This window comes from Caballeronia sp. SEWSISQ10-4 2, from assembly GCF_030464885.1.
GTDB lineage: Bacteria > Pseudomonadota > Gammaproteobacteria > Burkholderiales > Burkholderiaceae > Caballeronia.
In genome coordinates this window covers 71828-88661 of record NZ_JALPRJ010000007.1, presented here as the reverse complement: position 1 = coordinate 88661, position 16834 = coordinate 71828, and the positions used below count along the sequence as shown (strand labels likewise).

The 16834-nt window shown below is 62.9% G+C and carries 12 protein-coding genes; 4 read left to right on the top strand and 8 right to left on the bottom strand.

Annotated features, from left to right (window positions below; genetic code table 11):
* Position 1: 1 nt before the first annotated feature.
* On the bottom strand, positions 2 to 2350 hold the full coding sequence (locus tag M0D69_RS06755) for an amylo-alpha-1,6-glucosidase (protein WP_301781285.1): 2349 nt from the start codon (positions 2348 to 2350) through the stop codon (positions 2 to 4).
* A 153-nt stretch (positions 2351 to 2503) separates the two neighbouring features.
* Here M0D69_RS06755 and M0D69_RS06750 point away from each other — a divergent pair, with 153 nt between their 5' ends.
* Together M0D69_RS06750 and M0D69_RS06745 are read left to right on the top strand one after the other, a co-directional pair.
* Complete coding sequence (locus M0D69_RS06750; RefSeq protein ID WP_301781284.1) at positions 2504 to 3322, top strand: sulfite exporter TauE/SafE family protein; 819 nt, start codon at positions 2504 to 2506, stop codon at positions 3320 to 3322.
* A gap of 274 nt (positions 3323 to 3596) precedes the next feature.
* Positions 3597 to 5291, top strand: a complete 1695-nt coding sequence (locus tag M0D69_RS06745) for an acid phosphatase (RefSeq protein WP_301781283.1) — start codon at positions 3597 to 3599, stop codon at positions 5289 to 5291.
* 48 nt (positions 5292 to 5339) lie between these two features.
* Here the strand turns inward: M0D69_RS06745 and M0D69_RS06740 are convergent, their stop codons facing one another.
* The 3 genes from M0D69_RS06740 to M0D69_RS06730 all read right to left on the bottom strand — a co-directional run bounded on the left by M0D69_RS06740 (position 5340) and on the right by M0D69_RS06730 (position 8234).
* Positions 5340 to 6794 (bottom strand): HdeD family acid-resistance protein, encoded by a 1455-nt coding sequence (locus tag M0D69_RS06740; RefSeq protein ID WP_301781360.1) that lies wholly within the window; start codon positions 6792 to 6794, stop codon positions 5340 to 5342.
* 92 nt (positions 6795 to 6886) lie between these two features.
* Positions 6887 to 7276 (bottom strand): RidA family protein, encoded by a 390-nt coding sequence (locus M0D69_RS06735; protein ID WP_301781282.1) that lies wholly within the window; start codon positions 7274 to 7276, stop codon positions 6887 to 6889.
* A gap of 52 nt (positions 7277 to 7328) precedes the next feature.
* Entirely contained in the window at positions 7329 to 8234 is a 906-nt protein-coding gene (locus M0D69_RS06730) for a LysR family transcriptional regulator (protein WP_301781281.1), read from the bottom strand.
* A 116-nt stretch (positions 8235 to 8350) separates the two neighbouring features.
* Here M0D69_RS06730 and M0D69_RS06725 point away from each other — a divergent pair, with 116 nt between their 5' ends.
* Positions 8351 to 9253, top strand: coding sequence for an NAD-dependent epimerase/dehydratase family protein (locus M0D69_RS06725; RefSeq protein ID WP_301781280.1), 903 nt, complete (start codon positions 8351 to 8353; stop codon positions 9251 to 9253).
* A 100-nt stretch (positions 9254 to 9353) separates the two neighbouring features.
* On the opposite strand, the gene M0D69_RS06720 is transcribed toward M0D69_RS06725, so the two are convergent.
* The gene (locus M0D69_RS06720) at positions 9354 to 10448 is read right to left on the bottom strand and encodes a malate/lactate/ureidoglycolate dehydrogenase (RefSeq protein ID WP_301781279.1); all 1095 of its coding nucleotides are present in this window, start codon (positions 10446 to 10448) and stop codon (positions 9354 to 9356) included.
* 146 nt (positions 10449 to 10594) lie between these two features.
* Positions 10595 to 12067, bottom strand: coding sequence for a M20 family metallopeptidase (locus M0D69_RS06715; RefSeq protein WP_301781278.1), 1473 nt, complete (start codon positions 12065 to 12067; stop codon positions 10595 to 10597).
* Positions 12068 to 12313: 246 nt separating this feature from the next.
* Here M0D69_RS06715 and M0D69_RS06710 point away from each other — a divergent pair, with 246 nt between their 5' ends.
* Positions 12314 to 12829, top strand: coding sequence for a DUF1993 family protein (locus M0D69_RS06710; protein WP_301781277.1), 516 nt, complete (start codon positions 12314 to 12316; stop codon positions 12827 to 12829).
* A gap of 30 nt (positions 12830 to 12859) precedes the next feature.
* Here M0D69_RS06710 and M0D69_RS06705 read toward each other — a convergent pair whose 3' ends face one another.
* Positions 12860 to 14113: a virulence factor family protein gene (locus M0D69_RS06705; RefSeq protein WP_301781276.1), complete on the bottom strand. Its 1254-nt coding sequence runs from the start codon at positions 14111 to 14113 to the stop codon at positions 12860 to 12862.
* Complete coding sequence (mprF, locus tag M0D69_RS06700; protein WP_301781275.1) at positions 14110 to 16704, bottom strand: bifunctional lysylphosphatidylglycerol flippase/synthetase MprF; 2595 nt, start codon at positions 16702 to 16704, stop codon at positions 14110 to 14112. Before mprF ends, M0D69_RS06705 begins: the two co-directional genes overlap by 4 nt.
* Positions 16705 to 16834 lie beyond the last annotated feature (130 nt).

Below are 16834 nucleotides of genomic sequence, written 5' to 3'. Positions count from 1 at the left end.
TTCAAAGCACCGCCACTACCCGGATATCGCCTTCGATGGACGGCACAACCTGCCCGCCCACGCGCCGGAAGGTAATGGACACGGTCTTGTTGCCCACCCGCAGTTCGCCGATTTCGAGCCAGTCGATACCATCGGGCAACTGCGGCCGGTCGATCCGCACTTCCTCGTGCTCGGCATCGATTGTGATCCCGAGACAGGCCTCCAGGATCATGAACGGCGATCCGGCCGCCCACGCTTGCGGCAAACACGCGACCGGATACCCGATCGGCCGCTCGCCACGTTGCCGGGTGAAACCGCAGAACAACTCGGGCAGGCGCATGTCGAAGGTGACGGCCGCTTCGAATAGCGCCTGCAACAAACGCACCGCGCCGCCGCGATCGCCATAACGCGCGAGTCCGCGAGCGCACATGGCGCTGTCGTGCGGCCACACGGAGCCGTTGTGGTACGACATCGGATTGAAGCGTGGCTGGCCTGCTGCCAACGTGCGCACGCCCCAGCCGGTGTTGAACAAGGTCGATTCGAGTTGGCGCGCGACCGCTTCGCCGCGGCTGCGCTCGACCAGATCGAAGGCCAGCAAGTGTCCCGCATTCGACGCCAACACCTTGCACAACTCGCCCTTGCCGTCGAGTGCGATGCCGTAGAACTCCGACTCAGGCATCCAGAACATCGTCTCCACGCGCTCGCGGATGTTTTGCGCGCGCAGCTCGAAAGCCAGCGCTTGCTCGGGTGCTTTGCGTTGTCTGGCGAAGCGGGCCATGGTGGAGAACGCGGTCGATGCATACGCCTGGACTTCGACCAGCGAGATCGGCCCGACCGGGAAACTGCCGTCGGCATGAAACACGGAGTCGCCGCTGTCTTTCCAGCCCTGGTTGGCCAAGCCTGCTTCGGTTGCGCGCTGGTAGCTCAGCAAGCCGAATTCGTTTTTATCGCAGTGACGCGCGATCCATTGGCCAGCCAGTTGCAGCGCGGGCCACAATTCGTCGATAAGCGCGGAGTCGCCCGTTCGCTCGGCGTACGCGCCGGCCAGCGCGACGAACAACGGAGTGCTGTCGACGCCGCCGTAGTACATCGCGAACGGCACTTCGCCCGTTGCGGCCATTTCGCTATTGCGCGTCTCATGCATGATCTTGCCGACTTCCGCGTCGCGAAACGCCGAATCCTCGCGAGCCTGGTGCGCCGCGAGAAAACGCAGCACACCGCGGGCAAGCGACGGATCGATCCACAACATCTGCAAGGACGTAATGATGGCGTCCCGGCCAAAAGCCGTTGAAAACCACGGGATTCCCGCGTACGGATACGGTCCCGTTTCAAGATCCGTAGTCAGCAAGCCAAGGTCGGCGAGCGAACGGTCGATCCATTCGCTAAACAACGGATTGCTGGACCGCACTCGCGCCACGGACCGCCGCCGCTCGCGCATGCGCCGGTGGGCATCGACGAGCGCTTCACGAATGGCCGGGCGGCCCGACTCCGGTGCGCATTCGGCGCCTTCCTCGGCAATCTTCTTGCTCTCCGCGCTAGCCTCGCTCAATGCATGTGTCACCGCCGTGATCGACAAGTAGATCGACATGGCGGTTTCCGACTGGATCCGCAGCACGTAATCCGCGCGATTGACCGAGAGCGAATGGGGTGCGGGCGAAAACTGGATGCGCGCGGTCCGCTCCACTTCATCGAGACCCGTATAGCGCAACACCACCTCGCCATCTTCGATACACGGCTCGCGCATCTCCCCGCGTTTCGGACGGGTAGACCCACGCACTTCGAACATGTCGTGGAAGTCGGCGGCGAAGTTGATGGAAAGCGGCACAGTGGCCGGTTCCGTGCCGTAGTTGGTCAGCACGATCGCTTCGTGCAGCACGTGCCGCGACAACACCCGCCGACGCTCGACGTGGATCACGCCTTCGGGCGTGGTCGCGCCGCCGATGGGCGGCAGCGGCCGGTTGGTCAGATGCGCGGTGAAGACGGCGTTGTCGCTCGACACGCTGCCGGACAGGAGCGACGGCGAGCGTCCGCCGAAGGTCAGGCGCAACTGCGACAACACACGTGTGTCGTTGACGAAAAGGCCGTCGTCATTGCCGCGGATGTCGCCGTTTGCGTCGTTGACGACGAAGGTATTGCCCGCCTTGAGCACGAACTGGCGCTCGTTCGCGTAGTTCGTATGCTCGGTCGCGATAAACGCGCCATCCGTGACTGCGACGGGCGTCGACGGAGGAACCTCGCGAACGCCGGCCGTGCTGCGAATCGGATCGGGCAGGTCGTCATGAGCGGGGCCGTGGGCAGCTTCGCGAGCAATATCACGGTCCTCTCGGTCCTTGAGCGCCTGCTTTGCTTGCTGTTGTTCCTTCGTTTCCATTACACCTTCCTGAAAGAGTTGCCTGGACACCCGGCCGATTGTACGGCCGGAGCCTGCGAATCAATTTGCACGATCCGGAAGCAAGCGCACCGCGGACCCGCTATCATCGACCGTTTTTCGACCGACGCTCACTCAACCGGTTCTCCGCGCCGCATGCCTTTTCCACACATCGACTTACTTTATTCAGCATCCGGCCTGGCCGTCGGCTTCCTCGTGGGCCTGACCGGCGTAGGCGGCGGCTCGCTGATGACGCCGTTGCTCGTGCTCCTGTTCGGCATCCACCCTGCCACCGCGGTGGGCACGGACTTGCTCTACGCGGCCGCGACCAAGGCGACCGGCACGCTGGTCCACGGCATCAAGGGTTCCGTGGACTGGCGTATCACCGGCCGGCTCGCGGCCGGAAGCATACCGGCGGCGGCAATCACCCTGGTCTTGCTCAACCGGTACGGTTTGAACACGCCCGCCGCGGCCCGCGTAATCCAGCTCGTATTGGGCTCCGCGCTGCTCGTCACCGCGGTCTCGCTCGTGTTCCGGCCGCAGCTCGCCCGCTTTGCGTACAAGACCGGCATGGCCCGCGAGGCAAGCGGAAAATTGGACGCGGCAAGCCGCGAGACCCGCACGGCGGCCTGGACGGTGCTCACCGGCGCAATCCTCGGCGTGCTGGTGTCCATTACCTCGGTCGGCGCGGGCGCCATTGGCGTGACCGTGCTCTTGCTGCTTTACCCGCGTTTGCCGACCGCGCGGATAGTCGGCTCCGATATTGCGCACGCTGTTCCGCTTACCCTGATTGCGGGGACCGGCCATTGGCTGCTCGGTTCCGTCAATTGGGACCTGCTGCTGTCCCTGCTCGTGGGCTCGCTGCCGGGTATCGTGCTGGGCAGCCTGCTCTCCACCCGGGCGCCGGAAGTGCTGCTGCGCAACGTGCTGGCCGCGACGCTCGTGATTGTCGGCGTGAAACTGGTGCTCAGTTGATTCTCGGGCAGTTCGAACGATAGTAGTCGCCCAGCGTGACGCTTTCCAGTAGACCAAAAGGCATAGGAGGTCTGGGCAGACGCGTTTTTGGGCGCATAGGCCGTTCGGTCAGCTATCCGGAGCCGACGTTTTCGCGCAGGATTCAGGTGGACGAATGTTGATGAAGTAGCGCATACACGCACTTGCCCGCTACGGAGCGGGTAGCGTCTCGCGCTTTGATTCGCTTTCGTGCTTGATTCACAATGGTTAGCCACGAGATATCCAGGAGCCGCGTATGAGCCACACCGACGATCCCCGCGACGAAGACGAACTGCCCGCCTCCGACCTGCCCCACGATCCCGTGCGCCGTCGCCTGCTCGCGGCTGGCGTTGGTCTGGCTGGCCTGACTGGATTGTCGCTGAGCGGCTGTAATCTCTTCGATTCGCGTCCCACCACGCCCAAGACCACCGCTGACATCGCGCTCGACCGGACGCTGCAGGCCAAGGTGCGGCATATCGTTGTGATCTACGCGGAAAATCGCAGCTTCAGCAACCTGTGGGTCAATTATCCCGGCGTGCAATATCCGCTCGAGGGCGTGCCCGCATCGCGCTATGTGCAACTGGATCGCGACGGCCGCACACCCCTGCCTGTCCTGCCAAAAATCTGGGGCGGGCTCGTGCCGCAGGCGCAGGAAGTGGACGGCAAGCGCTACATGATCTCTGAGAAACAGATCGACAAAGTGCCTAACGGACCGTTCCACCTTGTCGACGCGGAAGGACAGCCCTTGCCGAACGGTGTCATCACGCGTGACCTCGTGCACCGTTTCTATCAGAACCAGATGCAGATCAACGCGGGACGCAACAACCAGTTCGCCGCATGGGGCGATTCCGGCGGGCTGGTCATGGGGCATTACCGCAATTCGGCTGAATCGCTGAAGCTCTGGAACATCGCGCGGCAAAACGTGCTGTGCGACAACTTCTTCATGGCTGCGTTCGGCGGTTCCTGGCTCAATCACATCTTCTTGATTTCGGCACAGACCCCGCTTTATCCAGACGCGCACAGCGGCCCCGCGAAAAAGCTCCTGTCCGTGCTGGACGGCGAGGATCCGCTCGGCACGCGCCTGAAGCCCGCGGCCGACTCCCCGGCGTCGGCACTCGACGGACCGCCGTCCTACGTCAACGACGGTGCGCTCACAGCCGACGGCTACGCGGTCAACACAATGGCGCCGCCCTATCAGCCAAGCAACGTGCGCCCCGCGGAAGGCGGCGATCCGGCGCTGGCGGACCCGTCGAATTATCGCGTGCTGCCGCCGCAGACTTACGCAACCATCGGCGACCGGTTGTCGGATAAAGGCGTGGACTGGGCGTGGTACAGCGGCGGCTGGGACTATGCGCTCACGCATCGCGACACCGGCATGGTTCCCGATTTCCAGTATCACCATCAACCGTTCAACTATTTCCGCAGCTTTGCTCCTGGCACGCAGGCGCGCACTCAACACTTGCGCGACGCCGGTCTCGGCGACGATCCGTCGATCAACAAGTTCATTGCGGATATCGACGCCGGGCGGCTACCGGCTGTGACGTTCTACAAGCCGCAAGGAAATCTGAACATGCATGCGGGTTACGCCGATGTCGAATCGGGCGACCGGCATCTTGCCAACGTGGTCGAGCGGATCCAGCGCGGACCGCAATGGGAAAACACGGTCGTGATCATCACGCACGACGAAAACGGCGGCTGGTGGGATCACGTGCCGCCGCCCCGGGGCGATCGATGGGGACCGGGATCGCGGGTTCCCGCACTGGTGATCGCGCCCTTCGCGAAGAAGGGCATCGTCGACCATACGGTCTACGATACGGCCTCGATCCTGCGATTCATCACGCGCGTCCACGACCTGGTGCCGCTCGACGGCGTTATCGCGAGGGACCGGGCATTCGCGGCAAACGGCGAAGCGCCGCTGGGGGATTTGACGGCAGCGCTCGATCTGGCCTGAGCCACGAACTCGGGCCACGAGTCGCACGTCGCGAGGTCCGCTAAGGCGCTAAGAAGCGCGCGAGCCGTCCATCCGGCCTGCGCGTGCATCGGCGGCATCGGACGCTTCCTGTCGCCATTCGCGCCGCGAACGCAGCATCTTGCGCACCGCGAGCCGCGCCATTTTCAGATAGCCAAATGGCCGCGGATCGGCCAGCATGCTCAGCGCCCTCGCGTAGTCGAGCGTCAGGCCAGGTGTCCAGGCCATCGTGGCGGCGCGTTTGCGGATCTGCGCGGCGACCCACAACTCCGGCGTCACGATCAGACGCAGGAACGCCCGCCAGCCGGCATCGTGACCGTGAAAGGTGCCTACCGTCCCTTCCAGCGCCGCTTCCAGCGCCTTGGACACGGTGCTCGAACAATTCCGGTAGGTCAGGTTATAGGTCGGATCCTGCCGGTATTTCTCCCAGAACGCCTTCAGCCGTTCCGGCCGGTAGTTGCGAATGCGCACGCGAGTCGTGGACTCGCACCATGCCTTCGATTCCGTCAGGTAGTCAGGCTGGAACGTGCCCGGCACATTGTTCTCGCGGGTCGCACGCAGGATGCGTCCGAACTCGTCCGGCGAACGGTCGATTTCCACGCCCGGATACAAGCTGATGTAAATGCCCTCGGGCGACTCCAGCGCCGCGTGGCCCGTCGAGATGACGCCGTTGGCATCAATGGCGGCAATGTAGCGGTCAACGATCAGACGCCGATGCGCCTGCGCCCGCGCGGACCCGACCGGTGTCCACACGTGAACGGTGAGCGCTTTTTCATCGGCGGCGGGTGGGCCGTCCCATTCGAAAGGCCCGTCGGCCTCTATCGCTGCCGCACCGGCGACGGCTTGCGCTGCCGCGGTTTTTTCGGCATGAGCGGGATCGGCGATCACGTCATCGGAAAGCGCCAGGGTCTTTTCGTTTTCCGGCGGCAGGCTTTCCATGCGACGCACGCGAAATGCGATCCACAGCATGTTCCAGCCGCCGAACGCGAGTCCGAGCCCAACTGCGTAGGGTGCCGTGCCGACGTAATGCGTCGGATACGGTTCGAAGAAAAAAATCGCAAGCAGGATTTCGACAATAGCCAGTGCCAGCACGATCCTCCATCGGCTGTAGCGCACGACGACAGCCGACACCGTCTGCAGCAAGCCATCGGCGAGAAAAATCGTACCGAAGATCATCGACAGCACAAAGTTGCCGTGATGATTGCCCGCCATGATCAGCAGCGCAGCGAGCGTGAACGCGCCGCCTTTCACATAACGCAACGTGCGCTGCCCGCCCACGCCAATATTCGCTATAGCGAGAGTCGCGAGACCTTCGGCGAGCAGCAGCCAGGCGAAGACGTGGATGGGAAAATAGAGAACACCGTCGAGGGCATCGATGAAAACCGAGATTCCGATCACCAGCCAGATGCCGCCCACCACGGCCAGCGTGCGCCAACGGCGGCGCAGGTAGTCCACACCTAGCAGAAGCATCACGAGATGGATCATCAGGTTACCTGCGAGAACACGCGACCCTGCCATGATAAAAGCGATGCCGCGTTACGCCAACGGCTTCGGGCTCCCGACGCACGGGCAAACGCTCAACCCTCCGCCACCCAGGCCCGCGCCGCTATTTCCAGCAAATAACCATAATGCAGCGCGCCGACGGGAACGACCGCACGCGCCGGTTTCCAGTCGCCGAAATGTCGCGCGTAGATCTCATTGAAAGTCTTCCAGTGATCCACGCCGACGAGGTAAACCGTCACTTCGATGACGTCCTTCAACCCCGCGCCGGCTGCGGCCAGCACCGTGCTCACATTGTCCAGCGCCTGCCGAGCCTGTTCTTCGAACGGCAAGTCGCCGGTATGCGTGCCGTCGGGACGCATCGGCAACTGGCCCGAGACACAGACGAGATTGCCCGTACGGGTCGCGTGGCTGTAGTGGCCGGCGGGAACGGGAAGACCGGGCGCGTTAATGAGCTGAATGGGCATGGTGACGTTCACGAATTAACAAAGGAGGAGCCGGCAGCATACGTCGGACAGCTCAAAGCACCAACCGTCCGGCGAGGAAATCGAGGAAGGCTTTCGCCCGTCCGGCCATTGATGCGCTCTGGTAGAACACCGCGCTGATCGGCTGCCGGACGTCCAGCAAAACGCCGTTCATCACGGGGTGCAGGCGTCCGCTCGCCACGTCGGCGTGAGTCAAGTATGCAGCCAGGCATACGATCCCGCCGTCTGCCAGCGCGAGTTGCCGCATGGTCTCGCCGCTCGATGCCGCGATTTCGGGCACGATCCGAAAACGCGCGCCGGCGTCGCGGTGGTCGCTGTCGTCATCGATCAAGGGCCAGTCGTTCAGGCTCTCCGGCGCCGTAAAACCGATCAGCCGATGCCGCCGCAATTCAGCCACCGTACGCGGTTCTCCACGCTCCGCCAGATACACCGGACTCGCCAGGATGCGCAGCCGGCTGCTGCCGAGCGAACGCGCGTGCAGCGTGGAATCCTGCAGCGCGCCGATCCGGATCGCGATATCCACACGCTGCTCCATCAAGTCGACGATCCGCTCGTTGCTGCTCAATTCCAGCAGGATTTCCGGATACGCCGCCGCGAACGCCTGCACGTGCGGCACGATGCAATGAAGGACGAATGGCGACGCCGCATCCACCCGCAATCGCCCCGCGGGACGCTCGCGTTGACGGGCAATCGACTCCTCCGCGTCTTCCATCGCGGCGAGGATGGCGCGGGCGCGCACCAGGAAGAGTTCACCTTCGTCGGTGAGTTGCAGGCGGCGCGTGGTCCGCCGTACCAATGTGGCATCGAGCTTGTGTTCCAGCCGCGTCAACGCCCGGCTCACGCCGGAAACGGTTTGCTGCAATGCTTCGGCGGCCGCCGTGATCGAACCGCTGTCGATTACGGTGACAAAAGCCAGCAGCTCTTCAGTGGTCGTCTTCATCTATCGATTATTGATTCTGGATCAAGAGTGATTTGAGACTAACACCGTTTTTGCGAAAGTCGAAGACGTGGATACTGCCTGCATCGACTCATCCACGGGTTTTAAGGAGAACGGACATGAAGATTTTTGTGACTGGCGCAGGCGGTTTTATCGGCGGCTCGATTGCGGCGCGTCTGGTTCGCGACGGCCATCAGGTCAGCGGCCTCATCCGTCGCCCGGAGCAGGCGGACGAACTCAAGGCGCTTGGGATTGAACCCGTGATCGGCAGCCTGGAGGACCGGGCGTTGCTGGTCGCGCAGGCCAAGGCCGCCGATGGCGTGATCAACGCCGCCAGCAGCGACCACCGCGGCGCGGTCGAGGCATTGATCGAAGGGCTCGAGGGCTCGAACAAACCGCTGCTGCATACGAGCGGCTCGAGCATTGTCGGCGATGCGTCCGGCGGCGAAGGATCGGACTCGATCTACTACGAGGACAACTTGCCCGAACCGACCGCTGACAAAGCGCCGCGCGTAGCCATCGATAATCTCGTGCTCGATGCCGCCAAACGCGGCGTGCGTTCGTCCGTGCTGTGCAACACGCTGATCTACGGCCACGGCGCGATGACAACCGCGAAAAGCGTACAGTTGCCGCGTTTGCTGGCTCAGGCGAAAAAGAGCGGCATCGTGCGGCACGTGGGGCCGGGACGCAATATCTGGTCGAACGTGCATATCGACGATGTCGCCGACCTGTACGCTCGTGCGCTCGAAAAATCCCCGGCGGGAACGTTTTATTTCGTCGAAAGCGGCGAAGCGGCCTTCCGCGATATGACGATCGCGATGGCTAAAAGACTCGGCCTCGGCGCGCCTCAAGACTGGCCGCTCGAGGAAGCCAAGAAGGAATGGGGCTACGAAATGGCGTCGTACGGGTTGGGATCGAACAGCCGGGTGCGCGGCAAACACGCGCGCGAACTGCTGGGATGGGAACCGAAGCGGACGTCGGTGACTGACTGGATCAGCAACGAGATGGTTCGAGCGAGCTAGCCTTGAAGCCTTAAAAGCAAAGTTTTTGCGTAGCGCGCGGCCCGAGCTTTTGCCCTCGGCCGCGCGACTGCTTTTGAAGCTTATGCACCTCGCGCCAAGCTCACTTCAACGCTTGCACAAACTCCTCGATCTTCCCCGCCGGCATGCCCGAGCGCACCGCGGCGTCGCGGATTTGCTGCCACGTGGTTGGATCGATTGCTACACCGCTCGCTTCGAGCTCGGCGCGCCGCGCCTGTTCCGGCTCGCCCGGCACCATGATCTTGTCTGTATTTGCCGCGAGCGGCGACGCCTTCACCCATTCGACGAACGCATCGGCTTCGGCCTGTGCGTTGGGGGCATCGAAGGCGTTCGGATCGACGATCACCGAAGTCATGCAATTGATGATCGCGTTGGTTTTAACGAGCGTGTCTTCGTGCGTGGTGAACCCGCCGGACAGCGCGCCGCCGAAGATCTCGCACATCGCGGCGAGGCCGTACCCCTTGTGCGCGCCCATCGCTGTTAGCGAGCCGAACGGCGCTTCGTGCATGACCTTCGGTTCGATCGTCGGCACGCCGGCGTGGTCGATCAGATAACCCGGCGCGACCGTCATGCCCTTGTTGTAAGCCACGCGCGTCTTGCCGTAGGCAATTCCGGCCGTCGCAAAGTCGAGCACCAGTGGCGTTTTACCCTCGCGCGGAAACGCGGCGCAGAACGGATTTGTGCCGAAGCGCCGGTCGATACCGCCGAACGGCGCGACCAGCGGATCGCCCGCCACATTGACGAAGTGAACCGATACCAAGCCCGCCGCCGCACACTGTTCAGCCCAATGTCCGATGCGCCCGATATGATGCGCATTGCGCAAGCCGACCGCGCATACGCCGAGCTTTTTCGCACGCTCGATGCCGTGTTCCATCGCCTCGTAAGCCACGACCTGGCCAAACCCCTTTTTCCCGTCGATAGTCAGCACCGCGCCGACATCGCGAACTATTTCAGCGTGCGTGTTGAGCTGCAATTCGCCGTCCGCAAGCGAGGCCATGTAACGCGGAATCATGCCAACGCCATGCGAATCATGCCCCGATAGATTCGCCATCACCAGGTGATCGGCCACTAGTTGCGCTTCGCGCGGCGTGCTGCCTGCGTGGGTCCAGATCGCGCTGACAAAGGCGTGCAAGGTGCTTGGGGCGATGCGCGATTCGCGCGTTTTTTCAGTGCTCATGCGACTGCGTCTCCTGACAGAAAAATGCTGCGTTTCAAGGTCAACGGCGAAGATCAAAGGCGCGCCGGTTCATCACCGTTCCGCCCAAATGAAACGGCGCGCAAAAACTGCGCGCCGCCCTTAAGCTCACTGCCGATAACAAAACATCAAGGCGTCGCCGCGATCACCTCGGCGACCGTCGCCGTCAATTTCTTTGCGAAAGGCACGTGCAGGAACTCATTCGGCCCGTGCGCGTTCGACCTCGGTCCCAGCACGCCGCATACCATGAACTGCGAACGCGGGAAGCCTTCTTGCAAGGTGCTCATCAACGGAATGGTGCCGCCCTGCCCCAGGAACGCGACGTCCTCGCCGAAGTGCCGGCGTGATGCATCGTTCAACGCACTATCCAGCCACGGCGCGAGTTCAGGCGCGCTCCAGCCCGTCGCCTCGCCGCGTTCGGGCTTGAACGTCACCTTCGCGTTGTAAGGCGGATCGGCTTCGAGCATGGCCTTGAGTTCCGCCAGCGCCTTCGTTGCCTCGACCAGCGGCGGCAGCCGCAATGACAACTTGAACGCGGTGCGCGGACGCAGCACATTGCCGGCATTGATCAGTGACGGCAGTCCCTCCGCGCCCGTCACCGCCAGCGATGGCCGCCACGTGGAATCGAGCAGCGCTTCACGCGGATCGGTGGTAACAGGCAGCACCGTGCCGCCGTTCTGGCCGCAGCTCCACGGAAGTTTCTTCCATACATCGTCACCGAGAATTCGTGCCGTCGCTTCCGCTTCGCTCAGGCGCCGCGACGGGATATCGCAATGAAAACCCTTCGGCAACAGGTTGCCGGTGCTCGAATCCTCGAGCCGTTCCAGCAGCCTGCGCATGATGCGGAATGTAGATGGCGCGATGCCGCCGTTTGTGCCCGAGTGGATGCCTTCGTCGAGAACCTGCACTTCAAGGTCGCCCGACACCAGGCCACGCAGCGACGTGGTCAGCCAGAGCTGATCGTAATTGCCCGCACCGGAGTCCAGACAGATCACGAGGCTCACGTTGCCGAGCCGGTCACGCAGCGCATCGATATACGGCAGCAGATCGTAGCTGCCCGATTCTTCACACGTTTCGATAATGCCGACGCAGCGCGGCCGTTCGATGCCTTGCGCGTCCAGCGCGGCGATTGCGCTGATCGACGCATACGTGGCGTAACCGTCGTCCGCGCCGCCACGGCCGTAGAGCTTGCCGTCTTCGAATTTCGGCGACCACGGACCGAGGTCCCGACGCCAGCCGTCGAACTCGGGTTGTTTGTCGAGATGACCGTACAGGACGATAGTGTCGCTGCTGTTCGAACGTGTAGCAGGTGCTTCAAAGAAGATCACCGGCGTGCGATTGGGCAAGCGGATGACTTCGACTTTCAGGCCGCGAACGGGTTGCCGTTCGGCCCATTGCGCAGCATCCGTAATGACGCGTTCGATGAATCCGTTACGCACCCAGTCGGGGTCGAACATCGGGCTTTTAGCGGGCACTGCGATGTAGTCGGTGAGTGCGGGAAGAATCTCGTCGTCCCATTTCCGGTCGACGAATTCCCGCAGTGCTTGACGGTCGATTTGGTCGATGCGCTGTATTTCTTGAGTAAGATCGTCTGAGATCATGACGGGCGTCCCGGCCGTTTAAATATCAATGATAGCCGTGTTTAGTGGCAGTTCGAACGCACAGTTTCTCATGAGCCGAATGTCGGCGGCGCGGCTTTTTCGCCTTTAGCAGCGCGCGCGACAGCCATTTCGCAAGCTTGAAGAATGGCACGCGCGTGCCGGGAGAATGCGGCGCTCAAGCTGCGGAAAAAGCGCTATGGGCGACGTCCCGGTATGCTTATGGCCCGTTCAATCAGGAGCACCATCATGTCCGTTTCAATGTATCGCGCAACCATTCCGGTTTTCATCCGAGGCCTCGACGTGCTCGTTTCCCTGCTCGATAAAGCCACAGCGCATGCGAAAGAAAAAGGCTTGAGTGACACGGACATGACGGGCGCGCGGTTGATCGACGACATGCTGTCGCTCACAGGTCAGATCCAGCGGGCAAGCGATACATCGAAGCTGTCGGCACAACGTTTGTCGGGCGTCGCGGCGCCTGCTTTCGACGATACCGAAACGACCTTCGCCGAATTGCGGGAACGCGTTGTGAAGACGGTGGCGTATTTGAAAAGCATCGATGCAGGGACGTTCGAAGGCAGCGAGACGCGTGTGGTGACCCTGAAGCAAAAGAACTTCGAGCCGAAGTTCAGCGGCGAAGATTATTTGTTCTTGTTCGCGCTGCCGAACTTCTATTTCCACATCGTTACCGCTTACGACATCCTACGGCATCTGGGCGTGCCGGTAGGAAAGATGGATTTCCTCGGCGCGTTCCAGGCGGCATAACGAGCGCTTAAAAGCAGGCCGCCGCCCGGCTCAAGTCCGTGCGGCGATCTGCTTCTGCCAGCTAGCCAAGATCCGTCGTGCGAGCACGTTGTAATCGCCGCCGAAATGGTGATCGCCACTGGTCTTGACCACCTCCATACCCGTCTTCGTCAGCGACGGGCACAGCGTATCTTCCTCGGCCTCGCCGTAGATGCACTGCACGATCGAGGGCGGCAATTTCGCGAGTTCGGGCTGCACTTTCAACGCGTCCTTGCTCGCGGGCATGCCGAGCCAGCCAGTCACGCGAATCTGGAAATCGGCGTCGGGCGCAAAGCCCATCAGCGATACCAGCGACACCTTCGCGCGCACCGCATCCGGCAGCCGGTTGTAGGCGAACGGCATCACGTCCGCACCGAACGAATAGCCGATCAGCGCGATGTGCTCCGAGTGCCAGCGCGCGCTGTACGCCTGAATCACCCGCGTGAGATCGTGACTCGTCTGTTCGGGCGTCTTGGCGCTCCAGAAATAACGCAAGCTGTCGATGCCGATCACCGATACCTCGTCCTTCTGCAACGACTCCGCGACGGTTTTATCGAGATCGCGCCAGCCGCCATCGCCGGAAATCACGATGGCAAGCAGGTTCGTCGGATGCGCGGCGGGCAGTTCGATCAGCGGCAGATCCGATACATCTTCATCGCGTGTTTGCTCGACCTTGAGATGCGGCGCGGCAAGCGCGAGCAGCGCATCGGCCTTTGAAGCGGCGGCGGGTTGCGTGGTTTTATCGAAGAAACCGGGCAGGCCCTTCGCGTGCGTGATGGTCGGATCGGGCGGGCACAGGTTGAAACGTGCGTCCAGTTGCGAATCGGGGTTCAACGCAAGCGCGCCCGCCACCGTGTTGTCCGGCGCCTGCGCCAGGATCTTCGTGGCAAGCACCCCGCCCTGGCCCGTGCCCATCAGGATCGGCGCGAAATAGCGGCTGGATTGCACTTCGCGTTCCAGTTGATGGCTCACCGCCTCGGCGTCGCCAACGAGGTTGTGACAGCTTTCCTTCTCGCCAGGCAGTTTCGCCGCGTAGCGTGCCGTGTCCACGCCGACAACCATCGCACCATTTTTTGCCAATGCATCGGCGGCTTGCTGGTCAGCGGGGGTCCAGTTTTTATCGGAGAAAAGCACGACGAAACCGCGCATCGGACCGGCGGGTTTGGTGAACGCTACGTCGCCGTAACGACCGCCGGGTAGCGTGGCGGCATGCACCATTGACATCGATAACAGCGAAACGACTGCGAACTTCCTGAAAAATGTCATGAACGCCAGCCTCCCGCCAGCAACGAGAGATCTGCGAGCGTGAAAAACACGCCGACCGAGCCGGATGCCGCCAGATAACGCGGCTCCCAGCGCGGCTGGAACTTGCTCTTGAAACCGCGCAAGCCCCGGAAATTATAGAAACGCCCGCCGAACCGCCATACCAGCCCGGCCAGCCGATGCCAGGGCGAAGCCAGTGGCGTCGGCTGCATGCCGGACAACGGCGCAATGCCGAGGCTCAAGGTCTGGAAACCGGCCTGCTTCAGATGCAGCGCGAGCTTGGTGAACAGGTATTCCATGGCGTACGGCGACGCATCGGGGAGATGACGCATCACGCCGACCGTCGCTTCGGTGTTCAGGTCGGTCGTCATGAAGGTCACGAACGCCACCGGCGTGCCCTGCTGGCGCACCAGCAACACGGATTGCGCGGCGAGGTAATCGTCGGTGAACGCGGCGACCGAGAAGCTCTTTTCGCGCGCCTCGCGGCTCCCGAGCCACGCGTCGGAAATCTCGCGCAGGATCGGCATGCATTCGGGAACACGCGGCAAATCGATGGCTTCTACGTCGAAACCATCGCGTTCGCCGCGCTTCAGCGCGTATCGCAAATGCGCACGATGTGAGCCCTTCAGGTCGAAATCCTCCAGCACCACGTGTGCCTCCTCGCCGAGTTTCATCAGCGTGAGGCCGGCATCGAGGTAAAGCGGCAACGCGTCGGCGCGGACCTGATAGAAGGCGGCGCGACCATTGTGCGCGTGCGCCATTTCCACGAACCGGCGAATCAGTTCCGCCCATTCGCGGCGCGGACCGACGGGGTCGTGAAGCGCCGCCCACGTACGGCCGTGTTTGGCGTACATCAGGAACGCCTCGCGCGAGGTCGAGAACAGGAAACTCTTGTCGCCCATCATCGCCAGGCCGGCGTCGCTGCGCTCCTGCGCACGAAAAATGCGCGCGGCGTCCAGCAGATCCTGCGGCGCGGGTTTCTCGAAACGGCCGGCGGCCGGGCGCAGCAATTGCCACACGGCGAACAGCGCGGCGAACAAGCCGGCGGCCAGCGTCGCGCGCAGCGCGCGCGGGGCGCGTTCATCGAAAGCGAATTGCCACCAGAGATCGCGGCTGTAATTGACATCGCGAAAAGCGAACAGGAAGATCCAGACGGCCAGCCCGATCACAATAGCCACCGACACCAGCCAGCTCCCCGTGAACCGCTCCGCCAGCAGCGACGAGCGGCGGTTGAAGCGGTCCCGCGTGGCCAGCAGCATGACGATAAGCAGCGCGAGCACCCCGGTTTCGACAAATGCAAGCCCCTTCGCCATGGACAGCGCCAGGTTCGCCACCGCCAGCGTGATGGAGAGCCACCAGGCGGCGTCGAGCCGGCGCAGCAAACCGCGCGCGACGAACAGCAACACCACGCCCAGCACGCTTCCGAGCAATTGCGAGCTTTCGAGCACCCACAGCGGCAACACGGCTTGGAGCACCGCGATGCGTTTGCCGAACGCGGGTGTTGCGCCGGAAATCACGAGCATGCCACCGACCACGAAGGTCACCACGCTCAGGAACAGCGGCGCGAGTTGCGACACATTCGATGGATTCAGAAATGCGAAGCGCCCCTTGAGCGCCCGGCCTTCGAACGCCGCCAGCACGAACGTGGCCACGATCAGCGGCAGACCAAAATAGATCGCGCGATACGCGAGCAGCGCCGCCAGCATCTCGGGCGTCTTGACGCTGCCGCCGAGCGCAAACACCATCGCGGCCTCGAACACGCCGACGCCGCCGGGCGTATGACCGATCATGCCAAGCAGCATGGCCGCCGAAAACACCGTGAGAAATTCACCGAAACCCACCTGGGCATGCGGCAGTACGGCCCACAGCGCGAGCGCGGCGGCAAACACGTCGAGCGCGGCAAGCACGAGTTGTGCGACCAGATCGCGACGCGCCGGAATCGTGACGACGAGCCAACGCCACCGCCCTTGCAGGGTTCTGGGCGCGGCGCCGCACAGCGCGATCATCACGGCGAATCCGGCCAGGATCGCGCCGCCGCTCCATCGCAGGATGTCCGGCGATGCATGCAGCATGGCGGCGAGGGTGTCGGCGGCGCACACCATGCCGACGGCCGTCATCAGCGCCAGTGCGAGCGCCAGCGTCACGCTCGTGAACACGGTCAGGCGGCCGACCTGCGCGGGCGTGACGCCCGCTACGCCATATACGCGGCAGCGTACGGCGCCCCCTGTCAGCGCTCCGAAGCCCGTTGCGTTGCCAAGCGCGGACGCGACCGTCGCCCCGACCCACAGCACGGAATGCGGCACTTTGGCTTCGAGGTAGCGCAAGCCGACGGCGTCCCGGCCGACCAGCGCCGCGTAGCTCAGCGCGGTGGCGAGGAGCGCACCAGCCCACGCCTCGAAAGGAAGCGCACGTAATTGGTGAACGACCGTTTTATAGTCGACGGCGTGGGACAGATGCTGGAAAACCACTAGCAGCAGCCCGCACACGACCATCGCGAGGACTGGCGCGGTGAAACGCTGCAGCCGCCACGACTTCGGCACACGAAGCAGCGGTTCCAGCAAAGAGACTGAATGAACAATATTTCTGCGAGACATGCGGATTACCGGACTTGCTCCAACGCTTTCCGGCCTTTCGGCCCTTTTAGCGTTTTTGTTGGTTCTTGGTTCTGATCGGCAAATGCCGGACCGTATCGCGTGTATCCGGCGTTCATTCAGATTTCAAATT

What these genes read in the sequence shown, in the direction of transcription:
- M0D69_RS06755 (WP_301781285.1), bottom strand. Translation starts at nt 2,350, where the DNA reads ATGGAAACGAAGGAACAACAGCAAGCAAAGCAGGCGCTCAAGGACCGA.
- M0D69_RS06750 (WP_301781284.1), top strand. Translation starts at nt 2,504, where the DNA reads ATGCCTTTTCCACACATCGACTTACTTTATTCAGCATCCGGCCTGGCC.
- M0D69_RS06745 (WP_301781283.1), top strand. Translation starts at nt 3,597, where the DNA reads ATGAGCCACACCGACGATCCCCGCGACGAAGACGAACTGCCCGCCTCC.
- M0D69_RS06740 (WP_301781360.1), bottom strand. Translation starts at nt 6,794, where the DNA reads ATGATCCATCTCGTGATGCTTCTGCTAGGTGTGGACTACCTGCGCCGC.
- M0D69_RS06735 (WP_301781282.1), bottom strand. Translation starts at nt 7,276, where the DNA reads ATGCCCATTCAGCTCATTAACGCGCCCGGTCTTCCCGTTCCCGCCGGC.
- M0D69_RS06730 (WP_301781281.1), bottom strand. Translation starts at nt 8,234, where the DNA reads ATGAAGACGACCACTGAAGAGCTGCTGGCTTTTGTCACCGTAATCGAC.
- M0D69_RS06725 (WP_301781280.1), top strand. Translation starts at nt 8,351, where the DNA reads ATGAAGATTTTTGTGACTGGCGCAGGCGGTTTTATCGGCGGCTCGATT.
- M0D69_RS06720 (WP_301781279.1), bottom strand. Translation starts at nt 10,448, where the DNA reads ATGAGCACTGAAAAAACGCGCGAATCGCGCATCGCCCCAAGCACCTTG.
- M0D69_RS06715 (WP_301781278.1), bottom strand. Translation starts at nt 12,067, where the DNA reads ATGATCTCAGACGATCTTACTCAAGAAATACAGCGCATCGACCAAATC.
- M0D69_RS06710 (WP_301781277.1), top strand. Translation starts at nt 12,314, where the DNA reads ATGTCCGTTTCAATGTATCGCGCAACCATTCCGGTTTTCATCCGAGGC.
- M0D69_RS06705 (WP_301781276.1), bottom strand. Translation starts at nt 14,113, where the DNA reads ATGACATTTTTCAGGAAGTTCGCAGTCGTTTCGCTGTTATCGATGTCA.
- mprF (WP_301781275.1), bottom strand. Translation starts at nt 16,704, where the DNA reads ATGTCTCGCAGAAATATTGTTCATTCAGTCTCTTTGCTGGAACCGCTG.